The sequence below is a fragment of the Bacteroidota bacterium genome (genome assembly GCA_023957335.1).
GTDB lineage: Bacteria > Bacteroidota > Bacteroidia > NS11-12g > UBA955 > JALOAG01.
This window is the reverse complement of the sequence record JAMLHC010000005.1, coordinates 131,327-153,256: the sequence shown is the minus strand read 5'-3', so window position 1 is coordinate 153,256 and position 21,930 is coordinate 131,327. Positions and strand designations below refer to the sequence as shown.

Genomic DNA, 21,930 nt, shown 5'->3' with positions numbered 1-21,930 from the left:
ATTTCAAAGGTAATTAATTGATTCATTTAAGGTTGTAATATAAGTCCAACTAAGGTGGAAATTCGTTATTGAGACGCTTGACGAAACATCCTATTAAATCGGATGCGTTGAAACTCATCTGTAAATTCAATGGCTCCTGTCCTATTTGTTTTATCAGGGTCAAACTTGCGACTATATTTCATGCTAAAGAAAATAAACAATGGCTTCCCTACAATGTGATTTTCAGGTACAAAGCCCCAAGAACGAGAATCTGCAGAATTGTGCCGGTTGTCCCCCATCATCCAATAATAGTTCATTTTAAATTTATATTTTGATACAAGATTTCCATCAATATATACCTTACCCTGCTTTAGTGTTAATGACGGGTTGTCTTCATAATCTCTGATTATTTTGCCATACAACCAATAACTACTGTCATTCATCACAATCTCATCGTCTTTTTTAGGTATATAAATGGGTCCGTAATTGTCTACACTCCAATGAAATAGCAATGGATTATGCGGATACACATCCCTGCCATGAGCAGAAGCACTATCATAAGAAATTCTATGAACAGACTTCAGATCAACAAATTTCTTGACCTTTTCTAATTTTTGATGGTCTAACGGCATTTCATAAACTAAAGGGTCTGAAGAAAATCCACTGCCACTTTGGAGATATGAAGCTATATCCGCATGTCGAATATAATCATATAGATCCAATTCATCAAATAAAACATCATCCGTCAATTCATATTTTTTAAATGTAACCAAGTACTGAAATTGAAGTTTACTTGTGTCGTCTGTGAGTTTTCCATTGGTATAAACAAAACCATTTTTAACTTGAAGAGAATCTCCCGGCAAGCCAACACATCTTTTAATATAATGTGTCTTTTTATCTACCGGTCTATCAGGTTCGTTGGGATAGTTAAATACTACAATATTTCCACGTTTAATTCTCTCCAAAGCAGGTAATCGCATGTACGGCAGCTGTAAAATTTCACTATACGCTTTAATTCCGGCTATATCCTGATGTGCAAAGGGAATAGCCAATGGTGTCATGGGAAAACGTACCCCATAGTGCACTTTACTTACAAACAAGAAATCACCGACACGCAAAGTTTTTTCCATAGAAGGTGTAGGAATTTTGAACGCCTCTATAAAAAAAGTTCGAATAACATACGCTACAACCACGGCAAACAAAATAGCATCAGCCCACTCACGCATCCCTGTTCTTTTGATAACTGCATACTTTTTATTAAACTCTACACTGTGAGAAGCTCCGAGGTATACCACATCTTTCTTTAGACCTATAAAAAGAAAATAGAATGGCTGCGCTATAAGTGCTAAAACACTTTCCCAAAAACGAAATCTTCCAAAACTCTTAATACAATCAATACTTAAGGTGTACCAAACAATAACACCCACAATGGGAATTTGAATCAGCAATCCATACCACCAAGCTCTGCCAACAATCTTTGCTAAAACAAACCAATTCCAAAACGGAATCAATGCTTGCCACGCATTATGAAATCCGGCTTTACGAAAAAGAAGAAAAAGTCCAACTTTATTAATAACCAACAAGGTAATTAACCATCCAAGTAATTTATCCAACCCAACTGCGTCCATTTATACGGTTTTATTTTGTTTGGCGACAAATATACTTCTTTTACTTTTGTATTTTCGCCTGATATTCGTGTGTTATTGGACGAAAGCATCGGATAAAAAATTGAAGTCGTTATATCAGCAAAAAAATAATACTTTTGCAGGTCTTAAAAAATACCCCTTCATTTCAAAATAACATGAAATTATCACATTTTAGATTTGATTTACCTGAGAATAAAATTGCTAAATACCCTAATGAGCATCGCGATGAATGCAAGCTGATGATATTGGATAGGCGTACTCAAACCATTGAACACAAGCAATTCAAAGACATTTTAAATTATGCCAATGAAGGAGATGCTCTTATTTTGAATGACACCAAAGTATTTCCGGCACATCTGCACGGTAACAAGGAAAAAACAGGTGCTATGATTGAGATTTTTCTTTTAAGGGAACTTAACCCCGAACTGAAATATTGGGATGTTTTAGTAGAACCTGCAAGAAAAATCAGAGTTGGAAATAAATTGTACTTTGGCGATGACGACTTGGTAGCTGAGGTTATTGACAACACAACCTCTCGTGGAAGAACCATCCGTTTTATTTTTGACGGAAACAATGAAGAATTTATTTCAGTTGTCAAAAGAATTGGCTTAACACCTATTCCACAATACTTGAACCGTCCTGCAGAACCCATTGATATTGAAAGATATCAAACCATCTTTGCAGAAAATGAAGGTGCTATTGCTCCTCCCACTGCCGGATTACATTTTAGCCGCGAGTTATTAATACGTATGGATATCAAAGGTGTAAAAATCGGCAAAATGACACTTCATCTTGGTATGGGAGCATCCAGAGAAGTAGAAGTGGAAGATTTGACCAAACACAAAATGGATTCTGAAAACTTTACGATTAGTCCTGAAATTGCCTCTTTAGTGAACTCAACTATGGAAAACGGCAAGCGTGTATTTGCTGTTGGTTCTAGTGTTATGAGGGCATTAGAAAGCTCCGTTTCATCTTCTAAAACATTAAATCCCACTTCCGGATGGACAGGGAAGTTTATTTCTCCTCCTTACGATTTCTCAAATGCAAATGCTTTTATTACTAATTTCCATGGACCACGCACCACAAACCTAATGCTGGTAGCTTCTTTTGCAGGTTATGATTTTATGATGAAGGCTTACAAGGAGGCACTCGCAAAAGACTATAGTTTTCTTTGCTACGGTGATGCGATGCTGATTTTATAAGCTAAGCAAAAACTTCTTCAAATTTCTGCCGCATAATTGCCTTGACTTCATCCATTGGTATTTTACGAGACACTTCTTTTTCAATTGAAGTTACCCCTTTCCCTTCTATTCCACATGGAATAATGTAATTGAAAAAGTGTAAGTCTGTATTGACATTGAGTGCTAATCCATGCATGGTTACACCCCGACTGCATTTGACTCCTATGGCGGCAATTTTTCTTTCTTTGGATGTTCCCACATCAAGCCAGACTCCGGTGTAACCCTTGGTACGTTCGCCTTGAATGCCATAGTGCGCAATGGTTTGAATGATTACTTCTTCGATTGAGTCAATATAATCTCTGACTCCTTTGCCCATAGTTTCAATATCAAAATGGGGATATGCCACTAATTGTTCAGGTCCATGGAAAGTAACATCTCCCCCTCTTTCGGTATCATACACTGAAACTCCTTGTTTTGTGAGCCATTCAACATTAAAAAGCATATTGTCTTTGTTGGCGCTTTTGCCAAAGGTAATGACAGGTTCATGTTCACAAAAAATCAAACAAGACCTCATGGGCTTTCCTGCTATTTTGTCTGCTAAGTTTTTCTGAAATCTTTCCAGTTGCTTCTGACGTGCTTTTCCATATTCTATGATACTCCAGTCCTCAAATTCAAAAACATTCATGAGGCAAATTTACACTACTTTTGAACTCAGATTGAGCTTAGGCGAAAACATAAAAATTGCTGTCAACTCTATTAAAGGAACTTTATTAAGAACCATTATTACGGTTGCTATCATTGCCATTGGAATTACGGCTCTTGTAGGAATGTTGACTGCTATTGAAGGATTGGAAGTAGCAATCAACAAAAACTTTTCTCGCATGGGCGCAAACACTTTCAGCATAAGAGACAGAAGCGGAAAGATGGCAATTATGGGCGCTCATAAAGTAACCCAATATGAAACCATTAAATATGAACAAACACAAGAGTTTAAAGAAGAATACAACTTCCCCGCTACCATTGCTGTTTCAGCCTTTATTGATATGCAAGGTATTCTCAAATCTAATTTTGCACAAACCAACCCCAACAATCGAATATTGGCAATAGACGAAGGTTATCTAAGGCTTTCAGCTTCTGACATATACAAAGGCAGAAACATTTCTCCCTTTGAAGCAGAAGCGGGCAGCCCGGTTGCAATCATAGGATTTGATATTGCCGCAGGGCTTTTTCCAAACGCAAATGCAATAGATAGCAACATTAGTTATAATGGGGTCAAATACAAGGTCATTGGCGTACTTGAAAAAAAGGGTGGCAGTATGGGATTTGGCGGTGAAGACCGGGTTATGTATATTCCAATCAATCGTGCACGCTCGCTCTATTTGAGTAATGCAACCAATTTTGTAATACTGGTTGGGGTAACCAAAGGAGAATTAATAGATTTTGCTATGGATGAAGCCAAAATCACACTACGACAAATTAGAAAGCTCCATCCCGAAGAAGCGGATAACTTTGAAGTTTCTAAAAGCAATTCAGCCACCGAAAGTCTTTTGCAAAACCTAAAAGCTTTGACTCTATCTGCCACTATTATTTCATTTATTACATTGGTGGGGGCTGCCATAGGACTCATGAACATCATGTTGGTTTCTGTGTCTGAACGAACCCGTGAAATTGGTACTCGTATAGCAATTGGTGCTCGCCCCAAAGAAATTTTGGCTCAATTCCTCACAGAAGCTATCGTCATTTGCATCATCGGAGGTGTAGTAGGAATTATCTTGGGAATTGGAATAGGAAATATTGTGGGAATGATGATGTCAACAGGGTTCATTGTACCTTGGGGATGGATACTTGTAGCTTTGACTATTTGTATTTTAGTTGGGCTGGTAGCAGGAATTTACCCCGCACGCAAAGCTGCCAAACTTAATCCGATTGACGCACTTAGATATGAATAAGAGTTTTACAGTATTACCAAATCAGCAAACTACTGTCGCCATAACTTAAAAACCGATAATCATTCTCTAAAGCACTTTGGTAAACTTTATGCCAATCATTACCAATCAAGGAAGCCACCAACATGACCAGAGTAGAACAAGGTTGATGAAAATTAGTAATCAAACCCTTGCACAGTTGCGGTTTGTACCCCGGAATAATCATCAGACGTGTAGATGCTTTGATTCGTTGGTTTGGATGAGAGTCCAAATAACTTAGCAGTGCATTTTTAACTTCATTCTTGTCCACACATTCAAATTGCGACTGATAGGGAAATAACTTATCTAAGCTAAAAGACACATCCTTATTGTGCAATAGTGCAAGTCCCATCCAATAAAGACTTTCTGCCATTCTAAGAGAAGTTGTACCCACAGGAATAAGAAAGTCAGTTTCAAATAAATAATGCACATCCTGTTTGTCATAATAAAAGATTTCGTTGTGCATCGGATGTTCTAACACATTTTCAACAGTAACGGGTAAAAAAGTACCGGCAGAAACATGTAAGGTCATTTTATGTGTTGATATTCCTTTTTGTTGCAGCAAATTCAACTCGCGTTTTTCAAAATGCAAAGCTGCTGTGGGTGCAGCCACTGCACCTACTTCTTCGGCAAATACCGTTTGATATGTTGTATAATCTGATTTTATCGGGTCTCGGTTCAAATAAGGAGGTAGGGGTAATTTACCTATACTGTCTAAAACTTCTGAAAATGAATATTCATTATTCCATGACAGATTTACAATATTCCCTTCTCTATTAATCCAATTTGCATTTAACACAAACTTTCCTGCATTATTTGTCAAGACTTGACCTTCTTTCCAACGCTTCTTATTTCCTACAAGGGTTTTAAATTGCACCTCTCCCTTGCTACTAAACGTACTGCTATATTCGGATTCATAAGGTTCAAGTAAGAAAACTTCTATTCTTGTGCCGGATTCTTTTAAAAATTCTAAGCGAGCAGGCACCACCTTGGATTTATTAAAAAGCAAGGCTGCGTGTGAAGGTATCACATTGACAATGTCGGCAAAAGAAGAATGTAAAATCTCTCCTTTATTATAAAACAATAATTTCGATGAATCGCGTTTACTCAATGGAAATTTGGCAATACGACTATCGGGAAGTTCATAATCAAATTCAGAAAGCGACTGAGGTTTCAGAGATAAAAGTGGATTAGTCAAACCGCTGCAAAACTATGATAAATGGGAATGTGACATTATGAATGATTTTTTTTATCCAAAAATTCTTTCAGTTTTAGCAAAGCTCTTTTTCTATGACTGATACAGTTTTTTATTTCCAAGCCGAGTTCGGCAAATGTTTGAGTATAACCAAGAGGAATAAAGAGCGGGTCGTAGCCAAAACCGGAATTTCCATAAAGTTCATGCGCAATTTGACCATTTACACTTCCTTCAAAAAAATGATATCCTTGGGTGTCCATATAACAAATGGTTGCACAGAAAAATGCTTGACGGTCATGTTGTCCGGCAAGTTTCTTCAACAACAACAGATTGTTTAGTTGATCGTTTGCATTTTCGCCTGCAAATCGCGCAGAAAAGATACCCGGTGCACCATTCAATGCTGTCACACAGAGCCCGCTATCTTCAGCAAAACAAGGCACTCCCGTCATCTCAAAAATATATTTTGCTTTGATAAGAGCATTTTCTTCAAACGTAGAACCACTTTCGGGCGGAGTACTTTTTAATAAATCCTTTGATGCAGGAATAATATCCAAATTCAAGATGGTAGATGCTTCTTCCAACTTATGCGCATTGCCTGTTGCAAAAATCAAGCTCATTGAATTCCAAATAGATATTTTAAGAATTGTTCGGTTTTGTTTTTCAGTCCGGGGTCTGCGAAGGTTTCTTCAAGATTTTCCAGTCGCAATATTTTAATTCCGTTCCAAACCATACCCTTCATAGGTTGAATATACAAGCCGAGTTTTTGTGGATCTGAACCCCAGAATGTGATATATTTTGGCGAAAGCTTTTCAATAATATTTTGTAGGCGAATTCCTTGCACTTGGTGCAGGTTAATAAGACACATCCCCTCCATATCCATTGTATGTCCGCCTTTACTAATAATTGTATGTAGTTCAACAAAACTATCTCGAAAAGCATCCGGTATAACCTTATCTTCGGGGAAGTCAAAAATATTCAAGTACTTGTATTTATTACCGCCTTCGGAAGGAATAGTACCGTAATGTACAATATCTTGAATTAAGAAGAATTCATCTCCCATAAAGGATGTAAATGATTCTACTGCGTTTTTATCTATATTTTGTGAGTTCAATTTGCGAGGTTTTTAAAATGGACTTACATTCGCGCCATAATGAGTTTTCAAATTAGCATCAACAAAACCAAACAATCAAGAATAAATCAATTTAATCCTGACAAAATTGAGTTTGGAAAATTATTCACCGACCACATGGTCGTGTGTGATTACAAAGACGGCAAATGGGGCAACCCTGAAATAGTTCCTTTTGGTGATATTTCTATCCCTCCGGGACTATCAGCCCTACATTACGGACAATCTATTTTTGAAGGATTAAAAGCATTCAAAAGCCAAACCGGAGAGGTAGCCGTATTTAGAGCAGAACAAAACGCCAAACGATTCAACAAATCTGCTCACAGAATGGCGATGCCCGAGTTACCCGAAGAATTATTTATTCAATGTGTGCATGCATTGGTAGATTTAGATCGCGCATGGATATCTTCAGCCGAAGGTGCTTCATTATATATCCGACCATTCATGTTTGCCACCGATTGGACATTGGGTATCAAAGTTTCCGAAACCTATAAATTTATGATATATGGCTGTCCTGCCGGAAGTTATTATGCGCATCCTGTCAAAGTTTATATAGACAAATACCATGTTCGTTCTGTAAGAGGCGGTGTGGGTACAGCCAAATGTGCAGGCAACTATGCTGCATCGCTTTATCCTGCAAAAGTGGCCAAAGACAAAGGTTTTGACCAAAATCTATGGATAGATGCGGTTGAACTCAAATATTTAGAAGAGACAGGCACTTCTAATGTTTTTCTTAGAAAAGGTAAAACTATTTACACCCCTGCCCTTTCGGATAGTATTTTAGCCGGTATTACCAGAGATTCTGTCATTCGTCTGCTCAAAGACATGGGTTATGAAGTTGTTGAAGGTAGAATTTCTATAGACGATTTAATCAACTGGCATAAAGAAGGCACTTTGGACGAAATGTTTGTTACCGGGACAGCCGTATCTGTTGCTAATATTCAATTAGTCGGTATAGACAATGAGATTTACAAATTAGACATGAGTAAAGAGCTTGTAGCAGAAAAAGTAAAAACTGAGTTGAACAAAATCAGAACCATGCAAATCCCTGACAAATATGGCTGGGTTCAAATTGTTAAGCCCAATCAGACCCTTAAAATTTCATAAAATACAGGTTACAAATTTTCTATATTTGCGCCACCCAAAAAACAACATTTTTTATTATTAAAATTACATGAATATTCACGAATATCAGGCAAAACAAATCCTTAAAAGTTATGGAGTTTCCATTCAAGAGGGTGTTGTTGCCGACAGCCCCGAACAAGCAGTCGAAGCAGGAAAACAAGTTCAACAAGAAACAGGAAGCGGATGGCTTGTAGTCAAAGCCCAAATCCATGCGGGAGGAAGAGGAAAAGGTAAAATTGTTGGCTCAGAACAAAGAGGTGTTGCATTAGCAAAATCATTAGATGATGTAAAAACAATTGCACACAACCTTCTTGGAAATGTATTGGTTACCAAGCAAACAGGAGCAGCAGGCAAAAAAGTTAATAAAGTATTGGTTGCTCAAGATGTATTTTATCCCGGACCAAGCGACCCTAAAGAATTCTATATGAGTGTGTTGCTCGACCGTCAGACCGGCAAAAACGTGATTGTTTATACCACAGAAGGCGGAATGGATATAGAAGAAGTAGCTGAAAATAGTCCTGAGAAAATTCAAAAGGAAATAATCGACCCTGCAGTTGGGCTTCAACCATTTCAAGCCAGAAAAATTGCATATAACCTCAACTTGCAAGACAAAGCCGCAAAAGAGATGGTTAAGTTTGTAACCGCCCTATATAAAGCTTATGATGCAACAGATTCATCCATGTTTGAAATTAATCCGGTATTAAAAACATCAGATGACAGAATTATTGCTGTGGATGCCAAAGTAAATCTTGATGAAAATGCTTTGTACAGACATACCGACTTAGAAGCATTGAGAGACGAATCCGAAGAAGACCCAACAGAGGTTGAGGCAAAAAAATACAATCTCAACTACGTTAAATTAGACGGAAACGTAGGCTGTATGGTAAACGGTGCCGGTCTGGCGATGGCGACTATGGACATCATCAAACTTTCCGGAGGAGAACCTGCTAACTTTCTTGATGTGGGCGGAACGGCTAATGCAGAAACCGTAGAAGCCGGATTTAAAATCATACTTAAAGACCCAAATGTGAAAGCTATTCTTATCAATATTTTTGGGGGAATCGTACGTTGTGACAGAGTTGCGAATGGCGTAGTAGAGGCTTATAAAAATCTTGGTAATGTCAATGTTCCTATCATTGTTAGATTACAAGGTACCAACGCAGAAGAAGCCAAAAACATCATTGACAATTCAGGTTTGAAGGTGTACTCGGCAATTCAGTTGAAAGAAGCAGCCGAATTAGTGAAAAAACTTATTAATAACTAAATACAAATATGGGAATCATTAAAGAATTTAAATCATTTGCCATCAGAGGCAATGTCGTGGACTTAGCAGTAGCTGTTATTATCGGAGGTGCCTTTGGCAAAATTATTACCTCTATGGTTGACGACATTATCACACCACTTCTCCTAAACCCTGCATTGGAAGCAGCCAACCTGAAAAACATTGCAGAATTGACAATTTTCGGAAATGTGAAGTATGGAAGCTTTCTTTCCAATGTAATTAATTTTGTCATCATTGCTTTTGTGCTATTTATGATGATTAAAGGGGTTAACTCACTCAAAAAGAAAGAAGAGGCTGCACCTTCTGCCCCTCCTGCCCCATCTAACGAAGAAGTATTATTAACTGAAATACGCGATTTATTAAAAAACAAGTAACACAAAATGAATTTTAGACTTATTTCAAAAGCTGCAACTATGGCAGCTTTTTTATTGATATTCACAAACAACTCATTTTCACAAAGCACCGATGTCAAAAAATTTGTGGATACAAAAAAAGATTTCACAACAGAAAATAAAGGCTGGCTTACAGGCGGGTTCATCAATAGCAATTTCACTAATGTAGGCTTAAAAAACTGGGCAGCAGGAGGACAAAGTTCCGTTGCATTTACGCTCATAGGCAACAGTTTTGCTATCTATAAAACCAACAAAATGACTTGGGAGAACTACTTTGATGCGTCATGGGGAACCATTCGAAATGGTGCCGCCAAATACCCTGATGGCACTCTCAATAAATTTTATAAAAATGAGGATAAATTATCAATCCTTTCAAAATACGGGCGCAAAATCACACCAAAGTTGAATTATACTGCCTTATTGGAATTCAAATCTCAGTTCTTTCAAGGCTATTCAGCCTTTGACCCTGCGTCAGGAACAAGAGGACAACATATATCCAATTTCCTTGCTCCTGCGTTTGGAATGCTTTCAGTAGGATTTGACTACAAACCTACAAGCTATTTGTCATTCTATCTTTCTCCGGTTACAGGCAAATTTACCATTGTCAATGAGCAAAGACTTGCAGACCTTGGTTCATTTGGGGTTAAAAAAGCAGAAACGGATGCACTAGGCAACATAATCGCAGGTACAGGTCAGAAATTCAGAACAGAGTTAGGATGGTATTTGAGTGCAATGTTCAATAGAGATGTGATGACAAATGTGAATCTTAAAAGCAGAATTGATTTATTCACAAACTACAAAACGTTAAACAAAACTGACGTAAACTGGGAAACGACCATTAATATGAAAGTGAACAAATACATCACTGCATCAATTTTCACCCATCTCATTTATGATGATGACATTGATGTTACACCAGAGACACCCATGGTAAATCCAAGAATACAGTTCAAACACGTATTAGGAATCGGCTTTTCCTATATGTTTGGAGATAGACTATAATTATTTACTCATCATGGAATATTTTGAAACTTTTGAATGGAATCCTGACAACAGGATAATAGAAGAAGTTTCAAAAAGACTTGAAAACGGAGAGATAGGCATTGTTCCTACTGACACTATTTATGCAATTGTGTGCGGGCTGAACAACAAAAGGGGCATTGAGCGTATTTGCAAACTCATAGGCAAAAAGCCTGAAAAGGCTAATCTCTCTGTTATTTTTCCCGACCTCAAAAATATATCAGAATATACCCAATCATTCTCCACTTCAGTTTATAAAATTCTTAAAAGAAATTTGCCGGGTCCTTTTACATTTATTTTGAAAGCCAACTCTAACATTCCTAAATTATTTCTAAACAATAGGAAAACCTTAGGTATTAGAATTCCTGACAACAAAATCACAATCAAACTGACGGAAACACTGGGTTATCCGTTGGTATCCACTTCTGTGCACTCAGAAGACGAAATACTGGATTATCAAACAGACCCAACAGAAATAGAATCAAATTTCAGCGACAAAGTGGATTTTATGATTGCATCAGGCAGCGGAGGCAATATTCCTTCAACCGTGATTGACCTGACCGAGGACGTGCCCATCATCATCAGACAAGCCAAAGGTGAGTTGGTATAAGACTTTGCATCTACGCAATTATAAATTCAATTACACACAAAATCGACCTAAACCCTCTTTTAATTCTCAATTTCTTTCGCCCTTTTTGGCTAATTTCGCGATTCTTATTTTAAGTAATGAACAAACGAATTTATGTAGGTAAAAGAGAACTTTTCGATGTTGAAAGTTCTAAAGTATTAAACGAAATAAGGCAGGTTGCACCTAATGCAATCAATGCGAAAGTATATAATATATATGATGTCTTTAATTTAGATGAAGCCTCTTTTATCAAAGCGAAAAATGCTGTTTTTGTTGACCCGGTTGTAGATATTGCACACGAAGATAATCCTGCAAAAAAACATTTTATTGCTTATGAATTTCTCCCAGGCCAATACGACCAGCGTGCAGATAGCGCAGAACAAAGCATTGCCTTGCTCACTAATGCTGCCAATGCCAAAGTACGAAGCGGAAAACTGATTGATATTGAAGGAATTACAAGCGGTGAGTTGATTCAAGTGAAGGCTCTTTTAATCAACAAAGTTGAAAGCAGAGAAAAAAATCTGAATTTAATTCAATACCCAGAATCTTCACTCCCTGCTCAAGTCATTACTTACAACGGTTTCATTCAATGGGATACCGATCTACTTAAAACATTTTATAATGAAAACGGCTTTGCATTTGGTTTTGACGACCTTGAATATATTCAACAATATTTTCGTACTGAGAACAGAAATCCAACCGAAACTGAACTTAAAGTATTGGACACTTATTGGAGCGACCATTGTCGTCACACTACGTTCAATACAGAGCTTACAGATATTGCTTTTGAAGGTGAATTCAAAAATACTTTGGAAAGCATTTTCAATGATTATTTATCCAAAAGAAAACAGTTAGACAGAGAGCACAAACCAATCTCGTTGATGGATTTAGCTACTATATGTGCAAAATACTTTAACAAAACCGGCAAATTAGACAACCTTGTAATTTCCGATGAAATCAACGCATGCACTATCCGCATTGATGTAGAATATGACGGCAAAAAAGAGCCTTGGCATCTGTTATTCAAAAATGAAACACATAATCACCCAACAGAAATAGAACCTTTTGGTGGTGCCAGCACCTGCTTGGGCGGAGCCATTCGCGACCCGCTCAGTGGACGTTCTTATGTATATCAGGCAATGCGATTGACCGGGGCAGGCAATGTTTTGGAACCCATCGAAAAAACAATGCGTGGCAAACTGCCTCAACGCACTATTAGCAAACAAGCTGCAAACGGCTACAGTAGTTACGGGAACCAGTTCGGATTAGCTACGTCACAAGTAAGTGAAATTTACCATGAAGGCTACAAAGCCAAAAGAATGGAAGTAGGTTTTGTCGTAGGTGCAGCACCCGTCAGCCAAATCAAAAGCGAACATCCACAGACCGGAGATATTATTATCGTCTTAGGAGGAGCCACAGGTCGAGACGGAGTTGGCGGTGCCACAGGCTCAAGCAAAGAACAAGACGAAAACAGTATTCACACTTTGAGTACTGAAGTTCAAAAGGGCAATGCAGTTGAAGAACGTAAAATTCAGCGACTATTCAGAAATCCCAAAGTGAGTTTGATGATTAAGAAATCAAACGATTTCGGAGCAGGAGGTGTCTCAGTTGCGATTGGAGAAATTGCAGATAGCCTTGAAATTAATTTAGATGTATTGCCACTGAAATATGAAGGGTTAAATGGAACAGAACTCGCTATTTCCGAAAGTCAAGAACGTATGGCAGTAGTCATTTCTGCATGCGACCAAGACAAATTCATATCTGAGTGTAACAAAGAAAATATTGTAGCAGTGGCGGTTGCCAAAGTAACCGACAGCGGGAGGATGCAGATGTTTTGGAAAGGCAATATGATAGTCGATCTCAGCAGAGAATTTCTGAATACAAACGGATGTGCCAAAACCCAAAACATTATCGTAAATCATTTATTGCCTGTTACTGCTGACAATACAGAATTTAACAAAGAAAACTTACTCAAATATCTTGAGGAAAAAAATATAGGTAGCAAGAAAGGGTTGATTGAAATGTTTGACAGCACAGTAGGCGGTACAACCGTTGTAATGCCGCTGGGCGGTAGAAATCAAATTACGGAAATGGAAGGCAGTGTTCACACTTTACCCGTCTTAAATGCCACAAATATTGAAACCGTTTCCTTAGCAAGCTGGGGGTTTGATGCAGATCTCAGCAGTACAAACTCCATGACGGGGGCTGCTCATGCAGTAGTCGAAAGCGTGGCTAAGATTGTGGCAATGGGAGGCAGATACCAAGATATTAGACTAAGTTTTCAAGAATATTTTGAAAAACTCGGCAACAATCCCTCAAAATGGGGTAAACCTTTTGCATCCTTGCTGGGTGCATATAATGCACAAATGAATTTTGAACTCGCAGCCATTGGCGGCAAAGACAGTATGAGTGGTACTTTTGGCGAACTCAATGTCCCTCCTACCTTAATTTCATTTGCTTGTGCACCCGGTTTGAAAAAGAATGTAATTTCACCAGAGTTCAAAAAATCAGGTAATCATATATATTTATTTAGCCACAAAGCACAATCTAACAGCCTGCCCGACTACAATGCACTCAAGGAAGCTTTTGATTTTATCTACCGCGAAATAGGCAGTAGAAAAATTGTTTCTGCCAAAACCATTAAACAAGGCGGAATAGCAGTTGCATTGGCTCAAATGAGTTTTGGAAATGCTTTAGGATGTGAAGTACAATTTGCAGAACATGCTTTGGCAACAAGCATTGGCAGCATGATTATTGAAACTACAGAACCGATTTTGCACCCATTATTCGCTAAGATTGGGGTTGTAAACAACAAAGCAACGCTGTCTATCAATCACGTTCAATGCGAAATTGCTGAGCTGTTATCAGCATACACTCACACATTTGAAGAGTTATTTCCCACCCTAGAACGCAAAAAAGAGGTGGTAGAATTCCCTGCAACCCTGAACAATACTGAACCTTCCACAATCAATATTCTCAAACATAATATTAAACCCAGAGTTTTTGTACCGGTTTTCCCAGGTACCAACTGTGAATATGAAACTGCCAATGTATTCCGAAAAGAAGGTGGAATTATAAGCTCTCTTCCTTTGGTAAACATTAATCAGCAGTTATTGAACGAAAGTATTGATGCCTGGGTGAAAGAAATAAACAACTCACAGATTTTGGTTTTTAGCGGAGGTTTTTCAGCCGGAGATGAACCGGACGGCTCTGCTAAATTTATTGTAAATGTTCTGAAAAATGCAAAGATGAAAGAAGCAGTACACAAACTTCTTTCCAGAGACGGGATGATTCTTGGTATTTGCAACGGTTTTCAGGCATTGGTTAAATCCGGTTTATTGCCTTTTGGAGAAATTCGCGACCTCGATGCCCAATCTCCTACTTTAGCACATAATGCCATAGGCAGACATATCTCACAAATGGTAAACGTTAAGGTAATTAATGACCACAGTCCTTGGCTCAAAGGAATGAAAGGAAGCATTTATACCGTTCCCATCAGCCATGGCGAAGGTAGATTTGTAGCCAACAAAGAAGTGTTGGAAAAGCTTTATCGCAAAGGACAAATTGCAACTCAATATGTGGATTCAGCCGGCAATATTGCGCATGGAATGCCATATAATCCAAACAATTCTCTCTTTGGGATTGAGGGTGTTACCAGCGAATCCGGCAAAATATACGGTCGTATGGGACATGCAGAACGTTTTGCTGATGGTTTGTTCAAAAACATACCTGATGCAAGCTATCACAACATCTTCAAGAATGGGGTAGATTATTATTTGTAGTAATATCCTTTAAAATAGACTTATTCCTATTTAAGCATTTTACGTTTAATAATACATCAATCTTTGCTCGGAGTCAATATTCCATCGAATACCTACATTGAACCATTTGGTATTTGGGTATCGATCATTAAAGTCATATAACTTGTAATAAATTCGACTTTCTACAAAGAAATTGTGCCAAAGCATATAGGCAATATTCAAATCCAAAATACCCGCTCCAACTGCTTTTCCTTGTCCAATTTTGTTTCCATAATCTCCTACTCTCTTGGAATAATCCCTGAGAATGTTGCCGCCATAATTTACCCCGTTAACAGAAAAGTCTTCCCCTTTGATGTATTCAAGAAAAGTAAAATCCACATACAGTCTATTGAGAGGTTGTGCAGACAACTTCACAATTATTTCTTTAAAATTAGCTCCGAGCGGGTGTGCCAATGGTTGTCCAAAATTCGCCCAATTTCCGCCACTGCGAAAATGGCTATATGTATAAGGTCTTACTACATTGAACTCAGCTTGAAAATCCAGATTGCTAACACCGAACATATTGACATATTTGGCTCCGGTTTGAAAAGAAAATTTATTTGCCCACCAACCGCTCTGAGCTTTGATTTCCTTTAGGACAAATTCATCTAAAACAAACTGACCGTAAAATTGAAATCTCTTAAGAAAGTTCCACTTCCAATCAAGCCCAAGCACCGCATTATCGCGACTGCCAAGTTGTTGTTCAATGGCGCGATAAAAAATAAGTGGATTAAGATAGGCAAGGTCATACCGATCACTTTGCGTTGAATCTTGACGATCGAAAATCACCGCTTCAAAAACACCAATATTTACATTTTTACTGATGTTTACACCCAATCTATGAAAAGTTCCAAACTTGCGTTTGAGCAATGTAGCTCCCGTAAGTGTAGAAAAATCCGTAAATTGTCCATAATAGTTTTGATAGTTAAAAATACCAAGATTCGTATTGATTTGAAAAAATAGATTAGCAGGTGAAAAATCACCCAATACCATAGATCTGATTCCATTGCCCCAAAACACTTTGTCCTGCCCGAAGCGCAGTGTTACAAATGAATTAATATCCCACCATACATAGCCTCTTGCTTGAAAATAATCATAACCGGTCTTCTTAAATTTTTTCCAAAAAGTTTGGTTAGGAAGGTACCCGAAACTATCTGTATAGTAGTTCACAAAATCAGGCAAAGCAGTCTGGTTTTCTGTAGCAATAGAATAAAATCCAAAGTTTTGTTTTTTACCAATAAACCCTTTGATTTCAACGCCTCTTGTATTTCTATACGAAGTTTTCGAGGTATTAACCAAATCCTTCCCCACTCCTATGGCAAGAACCGGATTGAGCGTTATTCTGTAATTTTTTGCAGAGTCATAATAATCCATAAAATATGCCGGAGAAGCAAAGATATTTCGATAAAAAGGACTTCGGTTAAAGTTGGGAAATTCGGTATTTCTGCCTAATTGCAGATCTTTGTTTAGGTATTTATCACGATTAAAAATATCCTGTAAAGAAAGCCCTGAATCATTGCTGATGAGTTCCAGAATATGTTTGCGTTGCACAAACCCACCGGTCATTTGTGTTCCTTTGACAAACTTTCCACTTAGGATTTCGTATCGGTCTGCCATTGACATCATTCGGTGTCCGGCAGGAATTATATTATCTTGCGCATTAAGACCGGATACAATCAAAAGCGTGAATATGAAAAGCAGGTTTGATTTCACGGTTCAAAAATGATTAAATAAATCGGTTTCCATATTGAGTTTGTGGGCTAATTCTTTCATTTCCTTGCCTACAAGCGGATTCAGGTTAATTCCATTTACTAAACGTTCCTTTTCATTCATGAACTCCGGTTCTCCATGCACCATCAGAGCAGGGTGTCCTTGAATAGTTGTGGCATTTTTTATTTGATCCGACCAAAGTTTCATTCTTTCATAAAACTGTATCGGCTCAATAAATGCACCAATGTCCATTGCACCCACAAAGTGCCCTATTCCTTTGCCCGGCAGGTTGTCCACTACATTCAAAAATGCTACAAAGGGAGGTACAAATGTGCTAAAGTTAGCTCCTGTAAGTACGCCCGTCAAAATGTCCACCAATGCCCCCAAGCCATACCCTTTATGGACACTATGCTCATCATCACTTCCCAAGGGAACAAGTGCTCCTCCTTCTTTGAGAATATTAGGGTTATGCGAAGGCTTACCATTTTTATCTTTTGCCCAACCTTCAGGAATAGGATGTCCTTCTCTACTGGCAATTTCGAGTTTGCCATTGGCAGCGGCACTGGTCGCCATATCTAAAATAAACGGTTGACCATTCTCAGACAAGGGATTGGGCACTGCCACAGAAATTGGGTTGGTTCCAAATATTCTCTGCATGCTACCATCTGGAGCTACGAGTGGACTAGCGTTGGTCATTGACCAACCAATCATGCCATGTTCAACAGCTAATTCGCTGTGTGCTCCTGCTATTCCGAAGTGATTAGAATTCGAGACTCCTACAAAAGCAACACCTGTAATCTTGGCTTTCTCTATTGCTTTTTGCATAGCAATCCTAGCAGAAATCAATCCAATACCAGCATCTGCATCAAGCGTTGCGGCAGAAGGTCTGTCAGTCAGCCATTTGAAATTAGGATTCGGGTTTAACCTACCCGCCTCAATCAATCGCAAATATCCAATAAGCCTTGCAACCCCATGAGAATCAATTCCTCTCAGGTCTGCTTTACAAAGTACATGAGCCGCTTGTTGGGCATGATTTGGAGAAAATCCATATTGAATAAAAACTTGCGTAACGAATTCGGCAAGTGCAATGTGATTAATCGTTTGTGGTAAAGAGTTGCTCATAGAGTACATCAAATATGTGCTGCGTTTTCAATGATAATTTATCTTGCTCAATTACTGAATCCGCAAAAGAGAGTGAAAATTCATCCGTAAAAGTTATGGTATTCACATTGTTCTCATTCGCAAACTTACAATAGTCCAATACAGACAAACGAGCAGCTTTAGTATTAAACTTATTCATACCACTTCCCACTCCGGAACATCCATAGCCTGAATCTTGAGTAATCCAATTTGTATCTTTTGAATTATACCCCGTGATAGTATTAATGAGCGACAAATCGGAAAGATTATCTATTACCAATAATTGCCTTTCAGGTGGCGTAATCACTATTTGTAACTCAGCCAGAATAGAAAATATATCCAATACATCTGACAATACTTTTTGACTCAAATTATGCATTACGGAGTTGTGAAACAAATAAGGATAAGAACGGCTGATTGTATAATGACATTGAGGCGATAAAGATGCAATTTTGTGGTCTCGTTTCCCTGTCTGAAAATCAAACAACATTTTTTGAGCTAATTCCTTTACGGCACCCTTTTCCCCGTTCACCAAATAAGGGTATCCGCAACAACCTTGATTTTCAGCAATGTTTATTGAATACCCCAATTTCTGAAATATTTTAACACTTTTTTCTGCCGTTTGAGGATACAAATGGTTCAAAATACAAGGGATTACAAGAGATAACTCTGCCATAGCGCTGAATGATAGTGCAAACTAAATGAATTTATACCGCATTGAAAACCCAAAGAATACCGATTTATCCCAAATCTATCACTTTCTGTATAGGGCGACCGATTACTGCCTGTTTTCCTTTGATTACAATGGGTCTTTCAATAAGTATAGGATTTTCTGCCATGACTTTAATCCATTGCTCGTCTGTATAGTTTTTATCAGCAAATTTTGTTTTAAAAACATTTTCATTTTTCCGTATCAAGTCTATTGCCGGTATCTTCAACAATTTCAGCAATGTTGCCAATTCTTGCGCACTCGGTGCGTCTTTCATGTATTCTTTGACTTCTATTTCGGCTCCTTGTTCTTGTAAGTAACAAAGCGATTCTCTACTTTTTGAACATCTCGGGTTGTGATAAATGACGTATTTCATTTTGAATATTTATAATTGTAAATAGATTTTAGAAAGGTCGATATAATTCTGTGCATTCTGTCTGATACGGGCTTTGATAGATTCATCGTAGGTTTTGACCACCTTTCCCGGAACACCCAAAACCAAAGAAAAAGGAGGTATTTTAACTCCTTGCGAAACAACAGCCCCTGCTCCGATAATTGAATACTCGCCAATCTCAACATCGTTTAAGACGGTGGCATGCATCCCCACCAATACATTGTTGGCGAGTTTTGCTCCATGTACAATAGCACCATGACCAATAATACATTCATCTCCAATTATACAGGGTGAATTTTTGTCCACGTGAATCACAACATTATCTTGAAGGTTCGTTCTGTTGCCAATCTTAATTTCATCAATATCTCCGCGCAAAACTGCCCCAAACCAAACTGACACTTCGTCACCGAGTTCAACACGTCCTATAACTCTCGCATTATCGGCTATAAAAACTTCTTTACCTTTTTTAATTGTATTTTGTAACATTTGCACCGTAATCATGCGAGCAAAATTAAGATGAAATCTTTGATTAAAAATATTGGCATTTTATACGGCATACAGCCTATCGAAAAAGAACGATTGTCCGGTGTAGAAATGAAATTCGTAAATAGTATCGAAGATGCCTGGCTAAGTATAGAAAAAGACAAAATCTCCGATTTTGGTTCCAACAATACTATGCCGGATGAATCCACCTTTGACGAAATCATTGATGCTGCCGGGCAAACTGTGATGCCAGGACTGGTTGATTCGCATACACATATTATTTTTCCTAAAACACGCGAGGAAGAATTCAAGATGAAGATTGAGGGTAAAAGTTATGAGGAGATTGCAGCAGCAGGTGGCGGCATTCTCAACTCCGCTCGAGCCATGCAAAATATGGATAAAGAAACTCTGCTTGCATCCTCCATGCAACGTATCTATAATTGTATCAGCACCGGCACGATTGCATTCGAGCTCAAAAGCGGTTATGGACTTACAACAGAAAGCGAAGTTAAAATCCTCGAAGTAGCTACCAAAATCAAGTCTTTCAATAGATTTTTTGTAAAACGAACATTGCTGGGTGCACATGCTATCCCTCCCGAATACAAACAAAATCGCTCCGCCTATATTAACAAAATCAAGAATGAAATGATTCCACAGACGATTTCACAAGGGCTTGTTGATTATATTGATGTCTTTTGCGAAACCGGTTTTTTTACTACCGAAGAAACTGAAGATATTCTTACACATGCTGCTCAATATGGTCTGAAAGCCAAAATTCACGCAAACCAATTAAGTGTTTCAGGAGGAGTTCAATCCGGTGTGAAATGTGGTGCTATTTCTGTGGATCACTTGGAAAATATAGGTCAAGCAGAGATTGATATATTAATGAACTCACAGACAATGCCTGTGGCTTTGCCCGGTTGTTCATTCTATCTCAATATGAAATACACACCGGCTCGCGAACTTATAACTGCAGGATTGCCCTTAGTGTTGGCTTCTGACTTCAATCCCGGTTCATGTCCTTCGGGAAATTTATTGTTCGTCTGGTCTTTAGCTTGTATTAAAATGAAATTATTGCCGGAAGAGGCATTTAATGCACTCACGTTGAATGCGGCAGCCGCACTCGAATTGCAGCATGAATTGGGCAGTATTACCGTAGGTAAAGAAGCTTCGCTGCTATTTTTCAAACCCAAGACTACTTTGGCTTTGGCTCCCTATCATTTTGCTGGACTAAAACCAGAAAGGGTGATGTTGCGGGGATTCTTTTTCGAGCCTCAATAAAGAAAATTAGTCTATTTAGTACGGTTGTCGCACATTGTCAACCTGAGTGCTCGCAGCGATGGTGTGCGCTTGGGACGAGTGTATCGAAGGATGACAGGAGTTGGATGATTACAGTCTTTTGAAATTAAACTCAGCATGCTTCGATTAGTTTTTGTTCGGAGCTACAAAAACACTCAGCATGACAGAAACACACTGTCATCCTGAGTGCTCGCAGCGATGATGCGCGCTTGGGGCGAGTGCTTAGAAGGGTGACCTAAGGAGGACGATAATGGTCTTTTGAAATTAAACTCAGCATGCTTCGATACGTTTTTGTTCGGAGCTACAAAAACACTCAGCATGACAGAAGGTTTGTTGAGTACAAACAATAATCAAAGAGGAAAGTGAGCAATTCTTTAGTAAAACCACCCTTCTCCTCTTTTTTAATTCCTATTGTACAATAATTCCGTCTGCGCTAAAGCTTACAGCATCAATCCAATCCAAATCATCAGGGTCTTCCCCTGCTTCTATTTCTATCTGTTTTTGTTTTTCGATAGAAAGTGCACTTCCTTTTGCAATAGCAGTTTTTCCGACAACTTCAGGGGGAAGGCTGAATGCTTTATCCTTGGTATTAATATAAAATGCTTCTCCATCTTTTGTGGTGAAAGTAATCCAACAACCTTCACTCTTACAAACTCCGGTAATCACACCTTTCACTTGTGCTTCAATGACATCTTTTCCTTCCATTTTTGCCAACAAATCATCTACCGTAAGCGGATTGTTTATCTCAAATTTTTCACCATAAACGCCCTGTCCTTTCTTTTGATTACAAGAAACAATTGCAGCCAAAACTGTCACTAAAGTTAAAATTTTCCAGTATTTCATATTATTCATTTTGA

The 21,930-nt window shown here is 38.3% G+C and carries 20 protein-coding genes; 9 read left to right on the top strand and 11 right to left on the bottom strand.

Features of this window, described 5'->3' with window-relative positions; translation table 11 throughout:
- Window positions 1-65 precede the first annotated feature (65 nt).
- Window positions 66-1,607, bottom strand: a complete 1,542-nt coding sequence (gene lepB / locus M9892_10465; protein MCO5254774.1) for a signal peptidase I — start codon at window positions 1,605-1,607, stop codon at window positions 66-68.
- Between the two features lie 173 nt (window positions 1,608-1,780).
- Here lepB and queA point away from each other — a divergent pair, with 173 nt between their 5' ends.
- A complete protein-coding gene (queA, locus tag M9892_10460; GenBank protein MCO5254773.1) occupies window positions 1,781-2,827 on the top strand; it encodes a tRNA preQ1(34) S-adenosylmethionine ribosyltransferase-isomerase QueA in 1,047 nt (348 codons plus the stop codon).
- Between the two features lies 1 nt (window position 2,828).
- Here queA and lipB read toward each other — a convergent pair whose 3' ends face one another.
- Entirely contained in the window at window positions 2,829-3,491 is a 663-nt protein-coding gene (gene lipB, locus M9892_10455; GenBank protein MCO5254772.1) for a lipoyl(octanoyl) transferase LipB, read from the bottom strand.
- On the opposite strand from lipB, the gene M9892_10450 reads away from it, so the two are divergent.
- Entirely contained in the window at window positions 3,490-4,755 is a 1,266-nt protein-coding gene (locus tag M9892_10450; GenBank protein MCO5254771.1) for an ABC transporter permease, read from the top strand. The genes lipB and M9892_10450 overlap by 2 nt on opposite strands.
- Window positions 4,756-4,768: 13 nt before the next feature.
- On the opposite strand, the gene M9892_10445 is transcribed toward M9892_10450, so the two are convergent.
- Genes M9892_10445 through M9892_10435 form a run of 3 tightly spaced genes read right to left on the bottom strand, consistent with a single transcriptional unit; the run spans window position 4,769 to window position 7,076 of the window.
- Entirely contained in the window at window positions 4,769-5,968 is a 1,200-nt protein-coding gene (locus M9892_10445) for an S-adenosylmethionine:tRNA ribosyltransferase-isomerase (protein MCO5254770.1), read from the bottom strand.
- A gap of 35 nt (window positions 5,969-6,003) precedes the next feature.
- Complete coding sequence (rdgB, locus tag M9892_10440) at window positions 6,004-6,582, bottom strand: RdgB/HAM1 family non-canonical purine NTP pyrophosphatase (protein ID MCO5254769.1); 579 nt, start codon at window positions 6,580-6,582, stop codon at window positions 6,004-6,006.
- Window positions 6,579-7,076, bottom strand: coding sequence for a hypothetical protein (locus tag M9892_10435; protein MCO5254768.1), 498 nt, complete (start codon window positions 7,074-7,076; stop codon window positions 6,579-6,581). Before M9892_10435 ends, rdgB begins: the two co-directional genes overlap by 4 nt.
- 39 nt (window positions 7,077-7,115) lie before the next feature.
- On the opposite strand from M9892_10435, the gene M9892_10430 reads away from it, so the two are divergent.
- From M9892_10430 to M9892_10405, 6 genes are all read left to right on the top strand, one after another.
- Window positions 7,116-8,198, top strand: coding sequence for a branched-chain amino acid aminotransferase (locus M9892_10430; protein ID MCO5254767.1), 1,083 nt, complete (start codon window positions 7,116-7,118; stop codon window positions 8,196-8,198).
- A gap of 67 nt (window positions 8,199-8,265) precedes the next feature.
- Window positions 8,266-9,480, top strand: coding sequence for an ADP-forming succinate--CoA ligase subunit beta (sucC, locus tag M9892_10425; protein MCO5254766.1), 1,215 nt, complete (start codon window positions 8,266-8,268; stop codon window positions 9,478-9,480).
- 8 nt (window positions 9,481-9,488) lie between these two features.
- Window positions 9,489-9,872: a large-conductance mechanosensitive channel protein MscL gene (mscL, locus tag M9892_10420; GenBank protein MCO5254765.1), complete on the top strand. Its 384-nt coding sequence runs from the start codon at window positions 9,489-9,491 to the stop codon at window positions 9,870-9,872.
- Window positions 9,873-9,911: 39 nt separating this feature from the next.
- Window positions 9,912-10,892 (top strand): DUF3078 domain-containing protein, encoded by a 981-nt coding sequence (locus M9892_10415; GenBank protein MCO5254764.1) that lies wholly within the window; start codon window positions 9,912-9,914, stop codon window positions 10,890-10,892.
- 13 nt (window positions 10,893-10,905) lie between these two features.
- Window positions 10,906-11,520 (top strand): L-threonylcarbamoyladenylate synthase, encoded by a 615-nt coding sequence (locus tag M9892_10410; protein MCO5254763.1) that lies wholly within the window; start codon window positions 10,906-10,908, stop codon window positions 11,518-11,520.
- A 116-nt stretch (window positions 11,521-11,636) separates the two neighbouring features.
- Complete coding sequence (locus tag M9892_10405; protein MCO5254762.1) at window positions 11,637-15,320, top strand: phosphoribosylformylglycinamidine synthase; 3,684 nt, start codon at window positions 11,637-11,639, stop codon at window positions 15,318-15,320.
- A gap of 45 nt (window positions 15,321-15,365) precedes the next feature.
- Here M9892_10405 and M9892_10400 read toward each other — a convergent pair whose 3' ends face one another.
- The 5 genes from M9892_10400 to M9892_10380 all read right to left on the bottom strand — a co-directional run bounded on the left by M9892_10400 (window position 15,366) and on the right by M9892_10380 (window position 19,777).
- Window positions 15,366-17,051 (bottom strand): hypothetical protein, encoded by a 1,686-nt coding sequence (locus tag M9892_10400; GenBank protein ID MCO5254761.1) that lies wholly within the window; start codon window positions 17,049-17,051, stop codon window positions 15,366-15,368.
- A 3-nt stretch (window positions 17,052-17,054) separates the two neighbouring features.
- On the bottom strand, window positions 17,055-18,170 hold the full coding sequence (locus M9892_10395; protein ID MCO5254760.1) for an Ldh family oxidoreductase: 1,116 nt from the start codon (window positions 18,168-18,170) through the stop codon (window positions 17,055-17,057).
- Window positions 18,142-18,864 carry a (Fe-S)-binding protein gene (locus tag M9892_10390; GenBank protein MCO5254759.1) on the bottom strand — a complete coding sequence of 241 codons (723 nt, stop codon included), beginning with the start codon at window positions 18,862-18,864 and terminating at the stop codon, window positions 18,142-18,144. Before M9892_10390 ends, M9892_10395 begins: the two co-directional genes overlap by 29 nt.
- Before the next feature lie 64 nt (window positions 18,865-18,928).
- A complete protein-coding gene (gene arsC / locus M9892_10385) occupies window positions 18,929-19,273 on the bottom strand; it encodes an arsenate reductase (glutaredoxin) (GenBank protein ID MCO5254758.1) in 345 nt (114 codons plus the stop codon).
- 9 nt (window positions 19,274-19,282) lie between these two features.
- Complete coding sequence (locus tag M9892_10380; protein MCO5254757.1) at window positions 19,283-19,777, bottom strand: gamma carbonic anhydrase family protein; 495 nt, start codon at window positions 19,775-19,777, stop codon at window positions 19,283-19,285.
- A gap of 30 nt (window positions 19,778-19,807) precedes the next feature.
- Here M9892_10380 and hutI point away from each other — a divergent pair, with 30 nt between their 5' ends.
- On the top strand, window positions 19,808-21,055 hold the full coding sequence (hutI, locus tag M9892_10375) for an imidazolonepropionase (protein MCO5254756.1): 1,248 nt from the start codon (window positions 19,808-19,810) through the stop codon (window positions 21,053-21,055).
- A 426-nt stretch (window positions 21,056-21,481) separates the two neighbouring features.
- Here hutI and M9892_10370 read toward each other — a convergent pair whose 3' ends face one another.
- Complete coding sequence (locus tag M9892_10370; GenBank protein ID MCO5254755.1) at window positions 21,482-21,916, bottom strand: DUF4920 domain-containing protein; 435 nt, start codon at window positions 21,914-21,916, stop codon at window positions 21,482-21,484.
- Window positions 21,917-21,930: the final 14 nt, after the last annotated feature.